Below are 16090 nucleotides of genomic sequence, written 5' to 3' on the forward strand. Positions count from 1 at the left end.
CGCTCACTCCCGCCGATAGATCGTCGGGCCGGCCTGCCGGAACAGGTTCGACACGCCATACAAGCTCTCCGAGTGGCCGAGGAACAGATACCCGCCGGGGCGGAGCATCCGGGCGAAGTTTTCTATCACCTGCGTTCGGCCGCGGCGGTCGAAATAGATCAGGACGTTGCGGCAAAAGATCGCGTCGAACGGCCCGGACATCGGCCAATGTTCCAACAGGTTCAGCGGCTTGACCGTGATCAGCCGCTTCAGCTCATCGCCCATCGCCACCGCCGGCTCGCCGCCCAGCCGCGCGTCGTGGGTGAAGCGCTGGCGGATGGCCGGCGGGATGCCGGCGGCGGCCGACAGCGGGTAGACGCCGCGCCGCGCCGTCTCCACCATGTGGGTGTCAATGTCGGTGGCCAGGATGCGGGCGTCCCAGCGCCGCAGGTCGGCGGCCATCGTGCCGACCAGCACCATCGCCATGGTGTAGGCTTCCGGCCCGGACGAGCAGCCGGCCGACCACAGCCGCAGCCGCGGCTTCGGCACGCCGGCGTTGCGCGCCCGCACCTCGGGCAGGACCGTGTCGGCCAGGAAGTCGAAATGGTGGGATTCGCGGTAGAAGCTGGTCAGGTTGGTGGTCAGGGCGTTGACCAGGAAACCGATCTCGCCGGCCCCCGCATCGCTCTGCAGCAGGGCGCAGTAGGTGTCGAAGTCGGGCAGCCGCAGTTCGCGCAGGCGGCGCGCCAGCCGGGCATAGACCATCTCGACCTTGTGCGCGGCCAGCGCAATCCCGGCCAGCTGATAGAGCAGGCCGGCGATCAGGTCGAAATGGTGACGCTCGAAGTTGAACTCGCGCGTGGCGCCGACCGCCGCCGCCAAACCGCGGCGCTCAGCCGCGGGTTCGCAGGATAAGGAGGACAGTCGTTCGGTCATGGCGGCACCGGTGGCGGGCGTCAGCCGTTCACCCGTTGCCGGTCGCGATCGGCAAGGGCGGACGGGGGCCGGCGGGTGGCGTTGTGGTCGGCGGCTTGCGGGTTGGCGCCGTTGCGGTCCAGGGTGAAGAAGGTCATCTGCTGGCGCAGCTGGTCGGCCTGCTCCTCCAGCGACCGGGCGGCGGCGGTGCTTTCCTCGACCAGCGCGGCGTTCTTCTGGGTCATCTCGTCCATCTGGGCGACGGCGATGTTGACCTCGTCCAGGCCGGCGGCCTGTTCCGCGGTGGCCCGGGCGATTTCCGACACCAAGTCGGCGACGCGGCCGATGCCGGTGACGATCTCGGTCAGCGAGCTGCCGGCGGAGCGCACCAGATCGACGCCGTCCTTGACCTGCCCGCCGCTGTCCAGGATCAGCGCCTTGATCTCCTTCGACGCCTGGGCGGAGCGCTGGGCGAGCTGCCGCACCTCCTGCGCCACCACGGCGAAGCCGCGCCCGGCGTCGCCGGCCCGCGCCGCCTCGACCGCCGCGTTCAGCGCCAGCAGGTTGGTCTGGAAGGCGATCTCGTCGATCACCCCGATGATGTCGGTGATCTTGCGGCTCGACTCCTCGATCCGCCGCATCGCCTCGATTGCCGAATTGGCGACGCCGCCGCCCGATTCGGCGGAGCTGCGGGCGTCGGCGGCCATGACGTTGGCACGCTGGGCGTTGTCGGCGTTGGAGCGCACGGTCGCCCCCAGCTCTTCCATGCTGGCGGCGGTTTCCTCCAGCGACGATGCCTGCTGCTCGGTGCGGTCGGCGAGGTCGGAGGAGCCCAGCGACACCTCGGCCGCGGCGGCGGCGATGGTCTCGGCCGACTGGGTGATCTGGCCGACGATGTCCGCCAGCCGGGTGGAGGTGGCGTTGACGTCGGTCTTCACCCGCTCGAAGGCGCCCTGGTAGTCGCGGGTGACGCGGCGGTTCAGGTCGCCCTGGGCCAGCGCGCTCAACACCTCGCCCAGGTCGCCGATGACCGCCTCCACCGTGTCGGTCAGGCGGTTGATGCCCTCCGACATCGTCTTGTAGAAGCCCTCCTTGCCGGCGAGGTCGATGCGGCGTTCCAGGTCGCCCTTCGACACCGCGTCGATCAGGCCGGCGATCTCCTCGCCGATCGCCTGCTCGCGGGCGCGCTGCGCCTCGTCGGCGCGGCGCTCGGCCTCCAGCCGCTGGCGCTCGGCCTCGTCCATCCGGGTCTTCTCGACGGCGTTGTCCTTGAACACCTGGACCGCCTTGGCCATGCGGCCGATCTCGTCCCGGTTTTCCAGGGCCGGGATGTCGACGGTCAGGTTGCCGGCCGCCAGTTCGGTCATGGTGGCGGTCATGTCGACCACCGGACGGACGATCGAGCGGGCGGTGACCAGGGCGACCAGCAGGCCCAGCACGAAGGCGCCGACGGCCATGCCGATCAGCAGCGTCGTCGTGCTCTCCATGTCGGCCTGCGCGCCGGTCAGCATCCCCTTGCGGGCCTCGGCTTGCGCGGTGATGGTCTTGTCGACCAGGCCGGCGAACTCCTCGGCCTCTGCGGCCATGGTGGTGAAGGCCAGCGTGTGGGCGTCGTCGACCGCCGTCACGACCCGGTTGAACATGTCGAGATAGCGGGTGGCGATCTGCGCCGAATCCTCGGCCAGACGCTTCTGCGCCGGGTCGGGCAGGCGCCCGGCCAGCGCGGTCGCCGACTTGATGAAGTCGCCCATCCGGGCTCGCATCTCATCGACGGCCTTCTGCGTCGGCTCGGTCAGAAAGCGCTGGGCGCTGAGGCGGGCCAGCATCAGCGTTTCCATCGCCTGCCCGGCGTAGGCCGCGGCCTCGAACTCGCCGGCGGCAATGCCGGCGGTCGCGATCTGGGTCAATCCTTCCCGGGCTTTCATGCCCAGCGGCGTCAGTTCCTCCAGCACCATCCGGTCGCGCTGTTCGCGGATCGTGATCAGCTTGCTGAAGTTGGCGCTGTAGCCGTCGAACCGCTGGATCATCCGCTCGATGTTGGCGCGGCGGCCTGGATCGAGCGCCGCATCGCGAGCGGCGCGCAACGTTTCCCCCAGCTTCTTCTGCTGCGCCCGGACCGTCTCGATCAGGGCGTTGTTGCCGGAGAAGGAGTAGTTCACCACGTTGCGGCGCATGTCCGCCACCGCCGAGTCGATATCGGCGACTTGCAGCGAATTGTCGGAAACCGCCGCGTAGCGGGTGAAGCCGACCTCCACCGTCGACAGCGACCGGACCCCAAGGGCGGCCACGAGGCCGAGCAGGGCCAGAATCAGCAGGAAGCCGACTTGGATTCGGGTGCCCACCTTGAAGCGGCCGGCGAAACTGGCGTTCTGCATGGTCGAGTTGCCTTGGTCTGCGGAAGCGTGATCGGCACGGCGATCCAACGCTGTTCGCGCGGAAGAGTAGTGGAAGATGGTTTCCAGTCCGTTGCCAAAGGATCGGGGAAAGCCGCTGTTTCGGCCCTGACTTGCGTCAAAAACATGCCAAACTCGCGAGCCGCCCTTTGACGGCGGCGCGGCGATCCCTAGGTTAGGTCGCCTGGGCACCGATCGGTGATCCCCGCCCGGTGCGGGCCGGTTCGCCACGGCGAACGGCACCTGTCCGCCGCGAGACCCGAAAAGACCGAAGCCGAACCGAAAAACGATGCGCCGCAGCCTTCCGACCTCGTCCGACACCGCCGCCTTCACCCGTCCCACCGGCGACCTGCGCGCCGCCGTGCGCTCGCTGCGCCCCTACATCTGGCCCCAGGATTCGCTGGAGACGCGGGTCCGGGTCGTGCTCGCCATGGCTCTTCTGGTGGGGGCGAAGATCGCCAATGTGTATGTGCCGATCTTCTACAAGCACGCGGTGGATGCGCTGTCGCCCGGCTCCACGCCCGGCGCGGCGGTCGCCATCCCGCTGGGGCTGATTGTCGCATACGGCCTTGCCCGCGTGACCTCGCTGATCTTCGCCGAGCTGCGCGACGCAGTGTTCGCCAAGGTGGCGCAGCGGACGATCCGCAAGGTCGCGCTGTCGGTGTTCCAGCACCTGCACGGGCTGTCGCTGCGCTTCCACCTGGAGCGCCAGACCGGCGGCCTGACCCGCTCGCTGGAGCGCGGCACCCGGGCCATCGAATCGCTGCTGCGCTACACCCTGTTCTCCATCGCGCCGACGCTGGTGGAGATCGCGCTGGTCTGCGCCGTGCTGTGGTCGCTGTTCAGCGTCTGGTTCGCGCTCGCCACCTTCGTCACGGTGGTGGCCTACATCCTCTACACCTTCTTCGTGTCGGAATGGCGCATCCAGTTCCGCCGCCAGATGAACGACACCGACAGCAAGGCCAACACCAAGGCGATCGACAGCCTGCTGAACTACGAGACGGTCAAGTATTTCGGCAACGAGGAGCACGAGGCCCGGCGCTACGACGGCGCGCTGCAGAGCTACGAGCAGGCGGCGGTGCGCAGCCAGCAGAGCCTGTCGCTGCTGAACGTCGGCCAGTCGGCGATCATCTCGCTGGGGCTGGCGGTGGTGATGGGCATGGCGGCCAAGGGGATCGTCGACGGCAGCATGTCGCTCGGCGACTTCGTCCTGGTGAACACCTACCTGCTGCAGCTGTACCAGCCGCTGAACTTCTTCGGCGTCGTCTACCGCGAGATCAAGCAGTCGCTGATCGACATCGAATCGATGGTGACGCTGCTGGCGGTCGACCGCGAGGTCGCCGACAGTCCCCACGCCCGGCCGCTGGCCGTCGCCGGGGCGGAGCTGCGCTTCGAGGCCGTCGAGTTCGGCTACGACCCGCGCCGGCCGATCCTGAAGGGCGTCAGCTTCACCGTGCCGGCCGGACGGACGGTGGCCATCGTCGGCCCGTCGGGGGCAGGCAAGTCGACCATCAGCCGGCTGCTGTTCCGCTTCTACGACGTCGACGCCGGCCGGGTGCTGATCGACGGGCAGGACATCCGCGACGTCACCCAGTCGTCGCTGCGCGGGGCCATCGGCATCGTTCCGCAGGACACCGTGCTGTTCAACGACAGCATCTTCTACAACATCGCCTATGGGCGCACCGGCGCCAGCCCGGCGGAGGTCGAGCGCGCGGCGCGGCTGGCCCACATCCATGATTTCATCATGGCGCTGCCCGACGGCTACCAGACCGCGGTGGGCGAGCGCGGGCTGAAGCTGTCCGGCGGCGAGAAGCAGCGCGTCGCCATCGCCCGCACCATCCTGAAGGACCCGGCGATCCTGCTGTTCGACGAGGCGACCAGCGCGCTCGACACCCACACCGAGCGGGAAATCCAGGCCAACCTGCGCGAGGTCAGCCGCGGCCGCACCACGCTGGTGATCGCGCACCGGCTGTCCACCGTGATCGACGCCGACGAGATCCTGGTGCTGGAGGCCGGCCGGGTGATCGAGCGCGGCCGCCACGCCGACCTGCTGGCCGCCCGCGGCGCCTACGCCGCCCTGTGGGCGCGGCAGCAGGAATCCAGCCAGGGGCCGACGCCGCTGCCCGGCGTCCTGGCCCCGACCTGACGGACGGCGCATGGGACCCGCAAGGCAGGCGTTGCGCGCGGCGACGCAGGAGGTTCACGAGCGGTTGGACAAGGCGGCGGTGCTGCAGCCGCTGGTCCGGCCGGACATCACCGCCGACCAGTACCGCCGGGCGCTGGCCGTTCTGCACGGCTTCCACGCGCCGGTGGAGCGCGCGCTGGGCGGTGGCGCCGCCCGGATGGCGCTGCTGCGCGACGACCTGACGGTGCTGGGCGCCGACCCGGACCGGCTGCCGGAGCTGGTGGGGTCCGGGGATGGCTTGCCGCCGCTGGACAGCCCGCCGGCCCAACTGGCGGCGCGCTATGTGCTGGACGGCTCCGCCCATGGCGGCCGGGCGATGCTGCCGGGGATCACCCGCGCGCTGGGCTTCGACGCCCGGCGTGGCGCCCGCTTCCTGGCGTCGGACGGGCTGGACATGGCCGGCGCCTGGAAGGCGCTGATGATCCGGCTGGAGGAGGAGCTGGCCGCCCCGGCCGATCTGGCCACCGCCTGCGCCACCGCCGTCGCCCTGTTCGCCGCGCTGGAGCGCTGGGCGGCGGAGCCGAGGGCTTGAAACTGGCGCCCGCGCCCATCCCTTGCTAGGGTGCCGGACCTTCCGCTTCCGGGTTCTGGAGACCGCTTTCCCATGACCGCGCCCGCCTCGCGCATCTATTGCTCCGTCGACACCACCAAGGTCGAGTCCGCCCGCCGCATCGCCGGGCAGGTGGCCGGGGCGGTGGGCGGCATCAAGCTGGGGCTGGAGTTCTTCATCGCCCAGGGGCCGGCCGGCGTCCGTGCGGTGGTCGGGCAGGACGGGCCGCCGCTGTTCCTCGATCTCAAGCTGCACGACATCCCCAACACGGTGGCGGGCGGCATCCGTGCGGCGCTGCCGCTGAAGCCGGCCTTCATGACCATCCACAGCGCCGGCGGCCCCGCCATGATGCGGGCGGCGGCGGAGACGGCGGCCACCGCCGGTGCGGATCGTCCGAAGATCCTGGCCGTCACCGTGCTGACCAGCCTCGACGACGGCGACCTGGGCGCCGTCGGGCAGTCGGTGCCGGTGGCCGAGCAGGTGGTCCGGCTGGCCCGGCTGGCCCAGGCGTCGGGGGTGGACGGCGTCGTCTGCTCCCCCGCCGAGGTGGCGCTGGTGCGCGCGGCCTGCGGCCCCGGCTTCATCCTGATGGTGCCCGGCATCCGCCCGGCCTGGGCCGCCACCAACGACCAGAAGCGCATCATGACCCCGGCGGAGGCGCTGGCCGCCGGCGCCGACCATCTGGTCATCGGCCGCCCGATCACCGCCGACCCCGATCCGGCCGCCGCCGCCCGCCGCATCGTTGCCGAGATGGACGCCCGTTCCGGGGGGACCGCATGAGCGTCGCCGCCAAGATCTGTGGCCTGAGCGAACCGGAAAGCCTGCGCGCCGCCGTCACCGGTGGGGCGCGCTACGTCGGCTTCGTCTTCTACCCGCGCAGCCCGCGCGCCATCGCCCCGCCGATGGCGGCGGAGCTGGCGCGGCTGGTGCCGACCGGCATCCGCTCCGTCGGGCTGTTCGTCGATCCCGACGACGAGTTCCTGGAGCATGTCACCGGGCAGGTCCCGCTCGACCTGATCCAACTGCACGGCGGCGAGACGCCGCGCCGCATCGCCGAGATCAAGGCGCGCTACGCCCTGCCGGTGATGAAGGCGGTGAAGATCGGCGGGCCGGACGACCTGACCACCGCGCTGGAGGCGGCGGAGGTCGCCGACCGGCTGCTGTTCGACGCCAAGCCGCCGGCCAAGGTGTCGGCGCTGCCCGGCGGCAACGGCATCGCCTTCGACTGGACGATCCTGGCCGGCCGGCGCTGGCCGCGCCCGTGGATGCTGTCCGGCGGCCTGACCGCCGACAATTTGGCCGAGGCGGTGCGCATCACCGGCGCCAGCGAGGTCGACGTGTCGTCGGGGGTGGAAGATCGCCCCGGCCACAAGGATCCGGCCCTGGTCCGCGCCTTCCTGTCGGCGGCGGCCGGGTTGACCGGCGCGTCCTGATCGGGCGCGTCCTGATCGGGCGATGTCCGGCGGTCGCGCTAAAGTCATCCTATTTTAGGCGAATGCTTCGGCTTATCTTGATCGCATGGCGTCGCCCCGCGGCGTCGGTTAGGATGCGGCCATGAGCGATTCGTCCACCCCTTCCACAACCGAGATGCTCGGTGCGGTGCTCGACGAGCATTTGCGCTGGGTCGGGCAGTGGCATCGCGCCGTCTTCTACCGCGGTGGCCGCGGCGGGGAGCGGGCGTCGGCCCCGGCCTCCTTCGCCGCCTGGTGCGGCGCCGCCAGCCGCGACGACCTTGTCCACCAGCCGGCGGTGCAGAAGCTGGCCACCCTGCACGAGCAGATGCACCGGCAGGCCCGGCTGGTGCTGCTGAAGGCGTCGGGCGGCGAGGCGCCGACCGAGGCCGAGTACGAGGGGGTGATCGGCCGCTTCGAGGAGTTCATGCTGCATCTGCGCCGGATGGAGCGCGCCTTTGCCGCCGCCGCCTCCGGTCTCGACCCGCTGACCGGACTGCGCACCCGGCGCGGCATGGGCGAGGCGCTGGAGCGCGAGCACAACCGCTACCGCCGCACCGGCCAGCCCTTCTCCGTCGCGCTGTGCGACATCGACAAGTTCAAGGGCATCAACGACACCTATGGTCACGACATCGGCGACCGGGTGCTGGCCGCCACCGCCGCCGTCATCAGCCGCGGCGTGCGCAGCTTCGACGAGGCGTTCCGCATGGGCGGCGAGGAATTCCTGGTCTGCCTGAAGGAAACCGGGCTGGACGAGGGCTTCGCGGTGATCGAGCGGCTGCGCATCGACCTGATGCGCTCGCCGGTGATCCTGCCCGACGGCCGGGTGATCCCGGTCACCGCCTCGTTCGGGCTGGTGGAGGCGAACGCCGACCTGACCGTCGACGATCTGGTGATCTGCGCCGACCGCGCGCTCTATCAGGCCAAGCACTCCGGCCGCAACCGGGTGATCCGCTACGGCGTCGACCGGCCGGAACCCAAGCCGGAACCGGTCAAGGCGGGGCGGGGGTAGCGGCGAGCAATCGCCAATGAAGATTATGTTCCCTGCCCAAGAAAGACCGTCATCCCCGCCTTCGCGGGGATGACGAAAATCCCTTCAAAGGAATAGGGATTCCTATTGCAATCACCTGTCTCCCCCTCGGGTCAGCACCCTTGGCCCCGGCACCCCGGGCGGGGTAGGATCGGGCATCCTTACCGTCAGCCGTGATCCGGATTCCATGCGCACCCAGCCCGAATTCCCCAATCTGTTCATCCTCGACCACCCGCTGATCCAGCACAAGCTGACCCACATGCGGAACAAGGAGCGGTCGACCGGCGGGTTCCGCACCCTGCTGCGCGAAATCTCGCTGCTGATGGGATACGAGCTGACGCGCGACATCCCGCTGACCACCGAGCGGATCGAGACGCCGTTGCAGCCGATGGACGCGCCGGTGATCCTGGGCAAGAAGCTGGCGGTGGTGCCGGTGCTGCGCGCCGGGCTCGGCATGTCGGCCGGCCTGCTGGAACTGGTGCCGTCGGCGCGCGAGGGGCACATCGGCCTCTACCGCGACCACGAGACCAAGCAGCCGCACGAGTATCTGGTGAAGCTGCCGCCGGCCGAAGGGCGCCTGTTCATCGTCGTCGACCCGATGCTGGCCACCGGCAACTCCGCCGCCCACGCCTGCGACGTGCTGAACCGCCACGGGGTGGACGACGCCAACATCCGCTTCATGGCGCTGGTCGCCGCGCCGGAGGGCGTGCGCCGCTTCCACCAGTCCCACCCGGAGGTGAAGGTGTTCACCGCGGCGCTCGACAGCCACCTGAACGAGGACGCCTACATCGTCCCCGGCCTGGGCGACGCCGGGGACCGCATGTTCGGCACCAAGTAAGGGGCGCTGCCCAAGGACGGTTGCCGGACGCCGTCACGCCGGGGTGGCGGCGTCCTCCTCCCCAACGGCGCCGAACTGCACCAGCGCCTTGCGGAAGCCGACGTTGGGCGGGGCGTAGGCGGTGCCGGCCGCGCGGCGGGGCACCGAGTCGTGCAGGTTCTCCTCGCTGTAGGGCAGCACGCAGACCGGCCGGTAGTAGCGCGGCTCCGCCAGCTTGCCGAGGCCGTCGAGGAAGGCGGCGTAGGAATCGACGATGGTGCCCAAGGCGTTGTCCGGCGTCACCGGCGGCATCCATTCGGGATCGAGCGCAAGGCCGCACTCCGTAGCCCGCTCCATCATCCATTTCAGCGCGATGTCCGACAGGCGGTCGTCGGCATAGCCGCCGCCGACGTTGGAGTGGCAGCCGACGAACCAGCGCTGCTCCATCCGCTGGGCCGGCTTCGTCCCCGGATCCCACACCGAGGCGGCGAAGGTCTTGCGGTGCTCGTCGATCGCCAGCGCCTGGAAGGCGTTGCGGACCAGACTGCTGAGTTCGGTGTCGTGGAAGCCGTACAGCGCCTCGTCCAGATGCTCGCAGATGCCGAGCGGCACGCCCAGCGCCCCCACCGTGTCCCAGACGCCGAGGAAATGGATCGGGATCGGCCGCGAGCCGTGGGTCTGGCGGAACTGCGTCGCCTCGTCAACGTCCGGGCCGTCGTCGCGCTTGCGGTAGAGCGCGTAGGCGGCGTCGGTCTGGTCGAGCTTGTCGGCCGGCAGCAGCCCGGCGTTGCGGATCAGCCCGACCAGGCTGCGGGCGGTGTAGGCGCCGCGCGAGAAGCCCAGGATGTAGACGTGGTCGCCGTCGGCATAGTGGGAGGCGAGGGCGCGGTAGCCGTCCTTGATCTTCTTGTCGAGCCCGAGGCCGAACGCGCCGCCGACGATGTGGTTGAGCCAGTCGTGGAGGATGCCGCCCTTCTCGTCGGTGCCGACGCCGGAGTCGTAGAAGCTGAACTGCGTCGTGCCGTCCCCGGCGCCGGGCAGGACCGATTTGTAGAACTTCCAAACGTTGGTCGACGCCTCGTTCTTGTCGGGCTGGTTGCCGGAACCCGGCGTGTTCCAGGTGCCGTCGAAACACAGGACGATCCGTTTTGCCATGACACCTTCCTCCCGAACCGATTGCTCGCGACGGATGATGTGTCAGATATTTTTTTCCATTCAATGGAAAATTTCAAAAGATGATCAACCCTTGGGGGCTTTGCCCGGCGGAGCGCAACCCGCATGGCGGACGGGTGCCCATCCCGGCTTGTCCGCCCGGCGATTCGTCCGGCCGTTCATCCGGATGCCGGCGTACCATGGTGTGTATTCCCACGACGACGCCATGGTCATTGCCGAATGTTCGGCGGCCGAATTCCGCCCGCCGGCAAATCAAGGACACGGATTGCGGGCCTCGGCGGGTGGCCGATACGCGCCATCCGCAGGGGACAGGCTTGGCCTGTTGTGCGAAGGTCGGAGCGAGAATGGCTTGATATCGATCAATGCCGAGTGGCGCGTGGATGACGATCATGCCATCCTCTCGGTGTGCAGGACCAACGGCCTACCACGTATGCGCTTTGGACTGTGCAACCGACCGCCAGGATGACCGCGAACGGGAACGCGTGATGGATTACGAAACCTTCTTCCGCAACCAGATTGCAACCCTCAAGCAGGATGGGCGCTATCGGGTTTTCGCCAATCTGGAACGCCACGCGGGCAACTTCCCGACGGCGACCTTCCGCGATTCCACCGGGCGCGAGCGTCCGGTCACGGTCTGGTGCTCCAACGACTATCTCGGCATGGGGCAGCACCCCAGTGTCCTGCAGGCGATGCACGACGCGCTGAACGAGGTCGGCGCCGGCGCCGGCGGCACGCGCAACATCTCCGGCACGAACATCTACCACGTCCTGCTGGAACGCGAGCTGTCCGACCTGCACCACAAGGAAGCGGCGCTGCTGTTCACCTCGGGCTACGTGTCGAACGACGCGACGCTGACCACGCTGGGCAAGATCCTGCCGAACTGCGTGATCCTGTCGGACGCGCTGAACCACAACTCGATGATCACCGGCATCCGCAACTCCGGCGCCGAAAAGCACATCTTCCGCCACAACGACCCCAAGCATCTCGACGAGCTGCTGTCCGGCATCGCGCCCGGCCGCCCGAAGGTGGTGGCCTTCGAGAGCGTCTATTCGATGGACGGCGACATCGCCCCGATCCATGACCTCTGCGACGTCGCCGAGAAGCACGGCGCCATGACCTACCTCGACGAGGTCCACGCGGTCGGCATGTACGGCCCGCGCGGCGCCGGCGTCGCCGAGCGCGACGGCGCGATGGACCGCATCACCATCATCGAGGCGACGCTCGGCAAGGCGTTCGGCGTGCAGGGCGGCTACGTTACCGGCTCGGCGGCGCTGATCGACTGCATCCGCAGCTTCGCCGCCGGCTTCATCTTCTCCACCTCGTTGGCGCCGGTGCTGGCCGCCGGCGCGCTCGCCAGCATCCGCCACCTGAAGCAGAGCCAGACCGAACGCACCCGCCACCAGGAACGGGCGGCGACGCTGAAGCGGATGTTCGCCGACGCCGGCCTGCCGGTGATGCCGTCGGTCAGCCACATCGTTCCGCTGATGGTCGGCGACGCCCACCGCTGCAAGCGCGCGTCGGACGAGTTGCTGGAGCGGCACAACATCTATGTGCAGCCGATCAACTACCCGACCGTCCCGCGCGGGACGGAGCGGCTGCGCTTCACCCCGACCCCGCTGCACAGCGACGCCCAGATGGGCGAACTGGTCGAGGCGCTGCTGGACGTGTGGGGCCGGCTGGACCTGCGCCTCGCCGCCTGAGGCACGGGCCAGCCCACTGCCCGGGATGGGCCGGACTTGCGGCAACGGCGCCACAGCACGGCCCCATCCGGTGTAAGGACATTTTGCCCTCTGGACAGAGACGGCTTGCCGCCCTACCTTATCGGTGGGGTTGCGAGCCGTTCGCAGCTTGGTTGCTGTGGACCGGCTTCGACGCCGACGCCGATGAACAGGTCATCGGCGCGCCGTCCGATCTGTCTTGTCCAGGGGGTTTGCCATGTACCGTGACAACTCGCTGATGCCGAAGGAGGCGGTTCGCCTCGTCGTCCTGGGCACGCTGATGCAGGGCGGGCCGCTGCGCTACGCCGATCTGGCCGCCTCCGTCCGCCATTTCCTCGACCGCATCATGGGGCCGTCGCTCGACCTGATGGGCACCTCGCTGGAAATGCTGCGCTACGAGGGGCTGATCGAGGCGCTGGACGGCAGCGGCATGGAAGACAACGCCCTGCTGGGTCCGACTGACGCCGGCAAGGTGGAGTTCGACACGCTGATGCGCGCCAACGTCCGCGCGCCGTCGGCTGACGGGCTGAACAAGCTGGTCATCGCGCTGAAGCTGCGCTTCCTGCATCTGCTGGACATCGAGTCGCAACGCGACCAGATCGACAACCTCGTGGCGCTGTGCGAGACCGAGCTGGCCCGGCTGGGCGACCTGAAGCGGGCCAACACCGGCGAGGTCGGCCAGTTCGCCTCGTGGCTGGAGCAGGATATCGCCCAGGCCGAAGACCGCCTGACCTGGTTCCAGGACCTGCTGGCGCGGCTCTGACCGCGCCGGCGCATACTCCCATCCGTCAACCGGTTTCCCGCGGCGCGGCCTTTTCTATAAGGGCCGCGCCGCGTTTGTTTTGATGGCCGGATCTGGTGTACTTTCGGGGTAACCCTCACCAGCCGGACGCTTCTCCATGGCTCAGCCCTTGTCGACCGACGATCTCGAAGACCGCCTGCGCATGGAGTTCGTCGACGATGCGCGCGACCGGCTGGAACTGATGAACCGCGCGTTGACCGCCCGGGCCGAGAACACCCGCACCGACGCCGAAGTCATCGGCGTCCTGCGGCTGGAGGCCCACAATTTCAAGGGCATGGGCACCAGCTTCGGCTATCCCACCGTCAGCCTCGTCGCTCACCGGCTGGAGGATTACCTCAGCGGCCTGAAGCAGCTCGACGTCCGCCGGCTGGGCGACGCCCAGATCTTCATCGACCGCATCGCCGAACTGGTTGACCGTGCCGAACAGCCGCTGCTGGCCGAGACCAACCGGATCATCCGCGCCCTGCCGGTGCGCTACGAATTCCAGGTGACCGACGTCGAGGTCCGCAACATCGAGATCATGCTGGTCACCCCGTCGAAGGTGGTCGCCAAGAAGCTGGGGGGCGAGCTGGCCGCCTGCGGCTTCCGCACCATGACGGTGACCGATCCGATCGAGTCGATCAGCCTGGCGGTGCGCGTGCCGCCGGACATGGTCATCGCCTCGATGGTGATGGACGGGCTGTCGGGCCTCGACCTGATCCGCGGCCTGCGCGCGATGAGCGTCACCCACACGGTGCCGATGGCGCTGCTGACCTCGCTGAACCTCGACCACCCGTCGCTGAAGGAAATCCCGCACGGCGTGTCGGTCATCCGCGTCGGCGAACATTTCGGCGAGGATTTCGCCGCGGTGGTGGCGAAGCACAATCTCGGCTGACCAGGGCTTTCCACCCACGGCCGGACGTTCCGTCACACGGCCGCGCTTGCGCCGGTGGAAAGCCCCGTGATAGGCGTGACTCCAGTCCAACAGGCCATGTGCCACAGGCTGGAGCAGCGCCCGCATGACGGAGGTTCTTCGCCGCTATGGCCCGGTGCTGACCGGGGTGATCCTGCTGGCGGTGGCGCTGTGGCTGGCGCTGCTGGTGGTGCTGCCGCAGGTGATGATGGTCGGCTTCTCGTTCCGGCCGTCGCTGCCGCCGTCGAAGATCGGCGGGCCGGACGACGTCTACACCCTGCACAACTACATGACGCTGTGGACCAACCGGATCCACCTGACGATCTTCCTGAAGACGATCTGGGCCAGCGCGCTGGTGACGGCGACCACGCTGGCGGTCTGCTACCCGGTCGCCTTCTATCTGGCCCAGGTGGCGCCGAAGCGGCGCCTGCCGCTGCTGATCCTGATGCTGGTGGTGCCGTTCTGGATCAACGAGCTGCTGCGCACCTTCGCCTGGTACATCATCCTCGCCTTCAACGGGCCGCTGAACGCGCTGCTGCTCGGTCTGGGGATCATCGACGAGCCGCAGCGCTTCCTGGGCGGCGACGCCGGGGTGATCGTCGGCATGGTCTATGTCTACATCCTGTTCATGGTCTTCCCGCTCTACAACGCCATCGAATCGCTGGACCGCAACCAGATCGAGGCGGCACGCGACCTCGGCGCCGGCTGGCTGCGCATCCACCGGCGGATCGTGCTGCCCCACGCCAAGCCGGGCATCGCGGTCGGCTGCATCATGACCTTCATGCTGGCGGCCGGCAGCTACGCCGTGCCGGCGCTGCTGGGCGGGCCGAACAGCCGCTGGTTCACCGAGATCATCTACAACTGGTTCTTCGAAGGCGGGAACTGGAACCAGGGGGCGGCCTACGCCTTCATCCTGCTGGTCCTGTGCATCGGCTTCATCCTGGCCGCGATGCGGCTGTTCCGCGTCGGCTTGGCCGACATCGCCAAATGATGCGGCTTGGCCGACATCGTCAAATGATAATGATGGAGTGGGATCGATGACCGCCGCCCGCTTCCGCCGCGTCCTGACCGGCGCCTATCTGGTGATCTTCTTCGCCTATCTGTTCCTGCCGCTGGGCATCATGGCGGTGGCGACCTTCAACGTCAGCCGCTTCCCGACCGTCACACCCTGGATGGGCTTCACGCTCGGCTGGTTCCAGGCGCTGTGGGAGGATCAGCGGATGTGGGCGGCGCTCGGCACCAGCCTGATCGTCGGCGCCGGCGTGATCGCGCTGGCGGTGCCGCTCGGGCTGGCGGCGGCGCTGCTGCTCGACCGGCTGCACAGCCGGGCCAGGACCTTCCTCTACGCGCTGATGGTGTCGCCGTTGCTGACGCCGGGGGTGATCGTCGGCATCTCGACCCTGGTGTTCTGGCGGGAGTGGTTCGGGGTGACCGGCGGGCTGTTCCTGACCGTGGTCGCCCAGTCCAGCTTCATCGCCGCCTACGCCATGCTGCTGTTCGCGGCGCGGCTGGAGCGGTTCGATGCGGTGCTGGAGGAGGCGGCGCTCGACCTTGGCGCCACGCACGGGCAGGTGTTCCGGCGCATCACGCTGCCGTACCTGATGCCGGCGATCCTGTCGGCGGCCCTGCTGGCCTTCCTGCAGAGCTTCGAGAACTACAACACCACGCTGTTCGTGCGCGGGCTGGACACCACCTTGACCGTCTACATCGCGTCCAAGGTGCGGACCGGGCTGACCCCGGCGGTCAACGCGCTGTCGCTGGTGCTGATCGCGCTGACCATCCTGGGCGCCGTGGTCTACGAGATCCTGCGCCGGCGCGAGGCGCGCCGGCAGGCAGGACTCGCCGCCGTAACGGCTTAGTCTTCTTCCGCCTCGTCCGCGTCCGCCTCGATCTGGGCAGCGAGGTCGCGCAGCATGTCGATGACGTCCTCGTGGCTCGTCTCGTCGACGGCGGAGTTGACCGCGGCCTCGATCATGGCGACGGCGATGTAGGGGCCGAGCGGGCCACCTTCCTTGATCGCCTCTTCCAGATGCTTCTCGGCGATCGACAGCGCCTTTTCGAACAGCGCTTCGGCCGTCTGGTTGGTGTCCTTGCTCATCGTCCGGTCCGTTGCGGAGGGTTGGTCCGACTCCAATAACACGGGCCACCGGCGGTTGGCGCGGGAAATCACCGCCGATCCCCGAAA

General features: G+C 68.9%; 16 protein-coding genes. 11 read left to right on the forward strand and 5 right to left on the reverse strand.

Annotated features, from left to right (window positions below; genetic code table 11):
* Positions 1-3 precede the first annotated feature (3 nt).
* Complete coding sequence (locus tag TSO352_RS29355) at positions 4-915, reverse strand: CheR family methyltransferase (protein ID WP_109110574.1); 912 nt, start codon at positions 913-915, stop codon at positions 4-6.
* A 20-nt stretch (positions 916-935) separates the two neighbouring features.
* A complete protein-coding gene (locus tag TSO352_RS29360; protein WP_109110575.1) occupies positions 936-3269 on the reverse strand; it encodes a methyl-accepting chemotaxis protein in 2334 nt (777 codons plus the stop codon).
* Between the two features lie 307 nt (positions 3270-3576).
* Between TSO352_RS29360 and TSO352_RS29365 the strand changes: the two genes are divergently transcribed.
* The 6 genes from TSO352_RS29365 (at position 3577) to upp (ending at position 9341) form a co-directional block, all read left to right on the forward strand.
* Positions 3577-5433, forward strand: a complete 1857-nt coding sequence (locus TSO352_RS29365) for an ABC transporter ATP-binding protein/permease (RefSeq protein WP_109110576.1) — start codon at positions 3577-3579, stop codon at positions 5431-5433.
* A gap of 10 nt (positions 5434-5443) precedes the next feature.
* The gene (locus TSO352_RS29370) at positions 5444-6004 is read left to right on the forward strand and encodes a biliverdin-producing heme oxygenase (protein WP_109110577.1); all 561 of its coding nucleotides are present in this window, start codon (positions 5444-5446) and stop codon (positions 6002-6004) included.
* Positions 6005-6076: 72 nt separating this feature from the next.
* Positions 6077-6802 (forward strand): orotidine-5'-phosphate decarboxylase, encoded by a 726-nt coding sequence (pyrF, locus tag TSO352_RS29375; protein WP_109110578.1) that lies wholly within the window; start codon positions 6077-6079, stop codon positions 6800-6802.
* Positions 6799-7455, forward strand: coding sequence for a phosphoribosylanthranilate isomerase (locus TSO352_RS29380; protein ID WP_109110579.1), 657 nt, complete (start codon positions 6799-6801; stop codon positions 7453-7455). The genes pyrF and TSO352_RS29380 overlap by 4 nt, the downstream gene beginning before the upstream one ends.
* 121 nt (positions 7456-7576) lie before the next feature.
* Entirely contained in the window at positions 7577-8485 is a 909-nt protein-coding gene (locus tag TSO352_RS29385; protein ID WP_109110580.1) for a diguanylate cyclase, read from the forward strand.
* A 205-nt stretch (positions 8486-8690) separates the two neighbouring features.
* Positions 8691-9341: a uracil phosphoribosyltransferase gene (gene upp / locus TSO352_RS29390; protein WP_109110581.1), complete on the forward strand. Its 651-nt coding sequence runs from the start codon at positions 8691-8693 to the stop codon at positions 9339-9341.
* A gap of 33 nt (positions 9342-9374) precedes the next feature.
* Here the strand turns inward: upp and TSO352_RS29395 are convergent, their stop codons facing one another.
* Together TSO352_RS29395 and TSO352_RS33025 are read right to left on the reverse strand one after the other, a co-directional pair.
* A complete protein-coding gene (locus tag TSO352_RS29395) occupies positions 9375-10475 on the reverse strand; it encodes a DUF2235 domain-containing protein (protein WP_109110582.1) in 1101 nt (366 codons plus the stop codon).
* A 73-nt stretch (positions 10476-10548) separates the two neighbouring features.
* Positions 10549-10884 carry a hypothetical protein gene (locus TSO352_RS33025; protein ID WP_146210808.1) on the reverse strand — a complete coding sequence of 112 codons (336 nt, stop codon included), beginning with the start codon at positions 10882-10884 and terminating at the stop codon, positions 10549-10551.
* Between the two features lie 94 nt (positions 10885-10978).
* On the opposite strand from TSO352_RS33025, the gene hemA reads away from it, so the two are divergent.
* The 5 genes from hemA (at position 10979) to TSO352_RS29420 (ending at position 15764) form a co-directional block, all read left to right on the forward strand.
* Positions 10979-12193, forward strand: coding sequence for a 5-aminolevulinate synthase (hemA, locus tag TSO352_RS29400; RefSeq protein ID WP_109110583.1), 1215 nt, complete (start codon positions 10979-10981; stop codon positions 12191-12193).
* A gap of 235 nt (positions 12194-12428) precedes the next feature.
* A complete protein-coding gene (locus tag TSO352_RS29405; RefSeq protein ID WP_109110584.1) occupies positions 12429-12974 on the forward strand; it encodes a hypothetical protein in 546 nt (181 codons plus the stop codon).
* A 136-nt stretch (positions 12975-13110) separates the two neighbouring features.
* Positions 13111-13887, forward strand: a complete 777-nt coding sequence (locus TSO352_RS29410; RefSeq protein ID WP_109110585.1) for an Hpt domain-containing protein — start codon at positions 13111-13113, stop codon at positions 13885-13887.
* A 124-nt stretch (positions 13888-14011) separates the two neighbouring features.
* Entirely contained in the window at positions 14012-14896 is an 885-nt protein-coding gene (locus tag TSO352_RS29415) for an ABC transporter permease (protein ID WP_109110586.1), read from the forward strand.
* Positions 14897-14942: 46 nt separating this feature from the next.
* Complete coding sequence (locus tag TSO352_RS29420) at positions 14943-15764, forward strand: ABC transporter permease (RefSeq protein ID WP_109110587.1); 822 nt, start codon at positions 14943-14945, stop codon at positions 15762-15764.
* Here TSO352_RS29420 and TSO352_RS29425 read toward each other — a convergent pair.
* Positions 15761-16003: a hypothetical protein gene (locus TSO352_RS29425; protein ID WP_109110588.1), complete on the reverse strand. Its 243-nt coding sequence runs from the start codon at positions 16001-16003 to the stop codon at positions 15761-15763. The genes TSO352_RS29420 and TSO352_RS29425 overlap by 4 nt on opposite strands.
* Positions 16004-16090: the final 87 nt, after the last annotated feature.

The sequence above is a fragment of the Azospirillum sp. TSO35-2 genome (genome assembly GCF_003116095.1).
GTDB lineage: Bacteria > Pseudomonadota > Alphaproteobacteria > Azospirillales > Azospirillaceae > Azospirillum.

Coding starts and splice junctions, on each gene's coding strand:
- TSO352_RS29355 (WP_109110574.1), bottom strand. CDS start 915: ATGACCGAACGACTGTCCTCCTTATCCTGCGAACCCGCGGCTGAGCGC.
- TSO352_RS29360 (WP_109110575.1), bottom strand. CDS start 3,269: ATGCAGAACGCCAGTTTCGCCGGCCGCTTCAAGGTGGGCACCCGAATC.
- TSO352_RS29365 (WP_109110576.1), top strand. CDS start 3,577: ATGCGCCGCAGCCTTCCGACCTCGTCCGACACCGCCGCCTTCACCCGT.
- TSO352_RS29370 (WP_109110577.1), top strand. CDS start 5,444: ATGGGACCCGCAAGGCAGGCGTTGCGCGCGGCGACGCAGGAGGTTCAC.
- pyrF (WP_109110578.1), top strand. CDS start 6,077: ATGACCGCGCCCGCCTCGCGCATCTATTGCTCCGTCGACACCACCAAG.
- TSO352_RS29380 (WP_109110579.1), top strand. CDS start 6,799: ATGAGCGTCGCCGCCAAGATCTGTGGCCTGAGCGAACCGGAAAGCCTG.
- TSO352_RS29385 (WP_109110580.1), top strand. CDS start 7,577: ATGAGCGATTCGTCCACCCCTTCCACAACCGAGATGCTCGGTGCGGTG.
- upp (WP_109110581.1), top strand. CDS start 8,691: ATGCGCACCCAGCCCGAATTCCCCAATCTGTTCATCCTCGACCACCCG.
- TSO352_RS29395 (WP_109110582.1), bottom strand. CDS start 10,475: ATGGCAAAACGGATCGTCCTGTGTTTCGACGGCACCTGGAACACGCCG.
- TSO352_RS33025 (WP_146210808.1), bottom strand. CDS start 10,884: ATGATCGTCATCCACGCGCCACTCGGCATTGATCGATATCAAGCCATT.
- hemA (WP_109110583.1), top strand. CDS start 10,979: ATGGATTACGAAACCTTCTTCCGCAACCAGATTGCAACCCTCAAGCAG.
- TSO352_RS29405 (WP_109110584.1), top strand. CDS start 12,429: ATGTACCGTGACAACTCGCTGATGCCGAAGGAGGCGGTTCGCCTCGTC.
- TSO352_RS29410 (WP_109110585.1), top strand. CDS start 13,111: ATGGCTCAGCCCTTGTCGACCGACGATCTCGAAGACCGCCTGCGCATG.
- TSO352_RS29415 (WP_109110586.1), top strand. CDS start 14,012: ATGACGGAGGTTCTTCGCCGCTATGGCCCGGTGCTGACCGGGGTGATC.
- TSO352_RS29420 (WP_109110587.1), top strand. CDS start 14,943: ATGACCGCCGCCCGCTTCCGCCGCGTCCTGACCGGCGCCTATCTGGTG.
- TSO352_RS29425 (WP_109110588.1), bottom strand. CDS start 16,003: ATGAGCAAGGACACCAACCAGACGGCCGAAGCGCTGTTCGAAAAGGCG.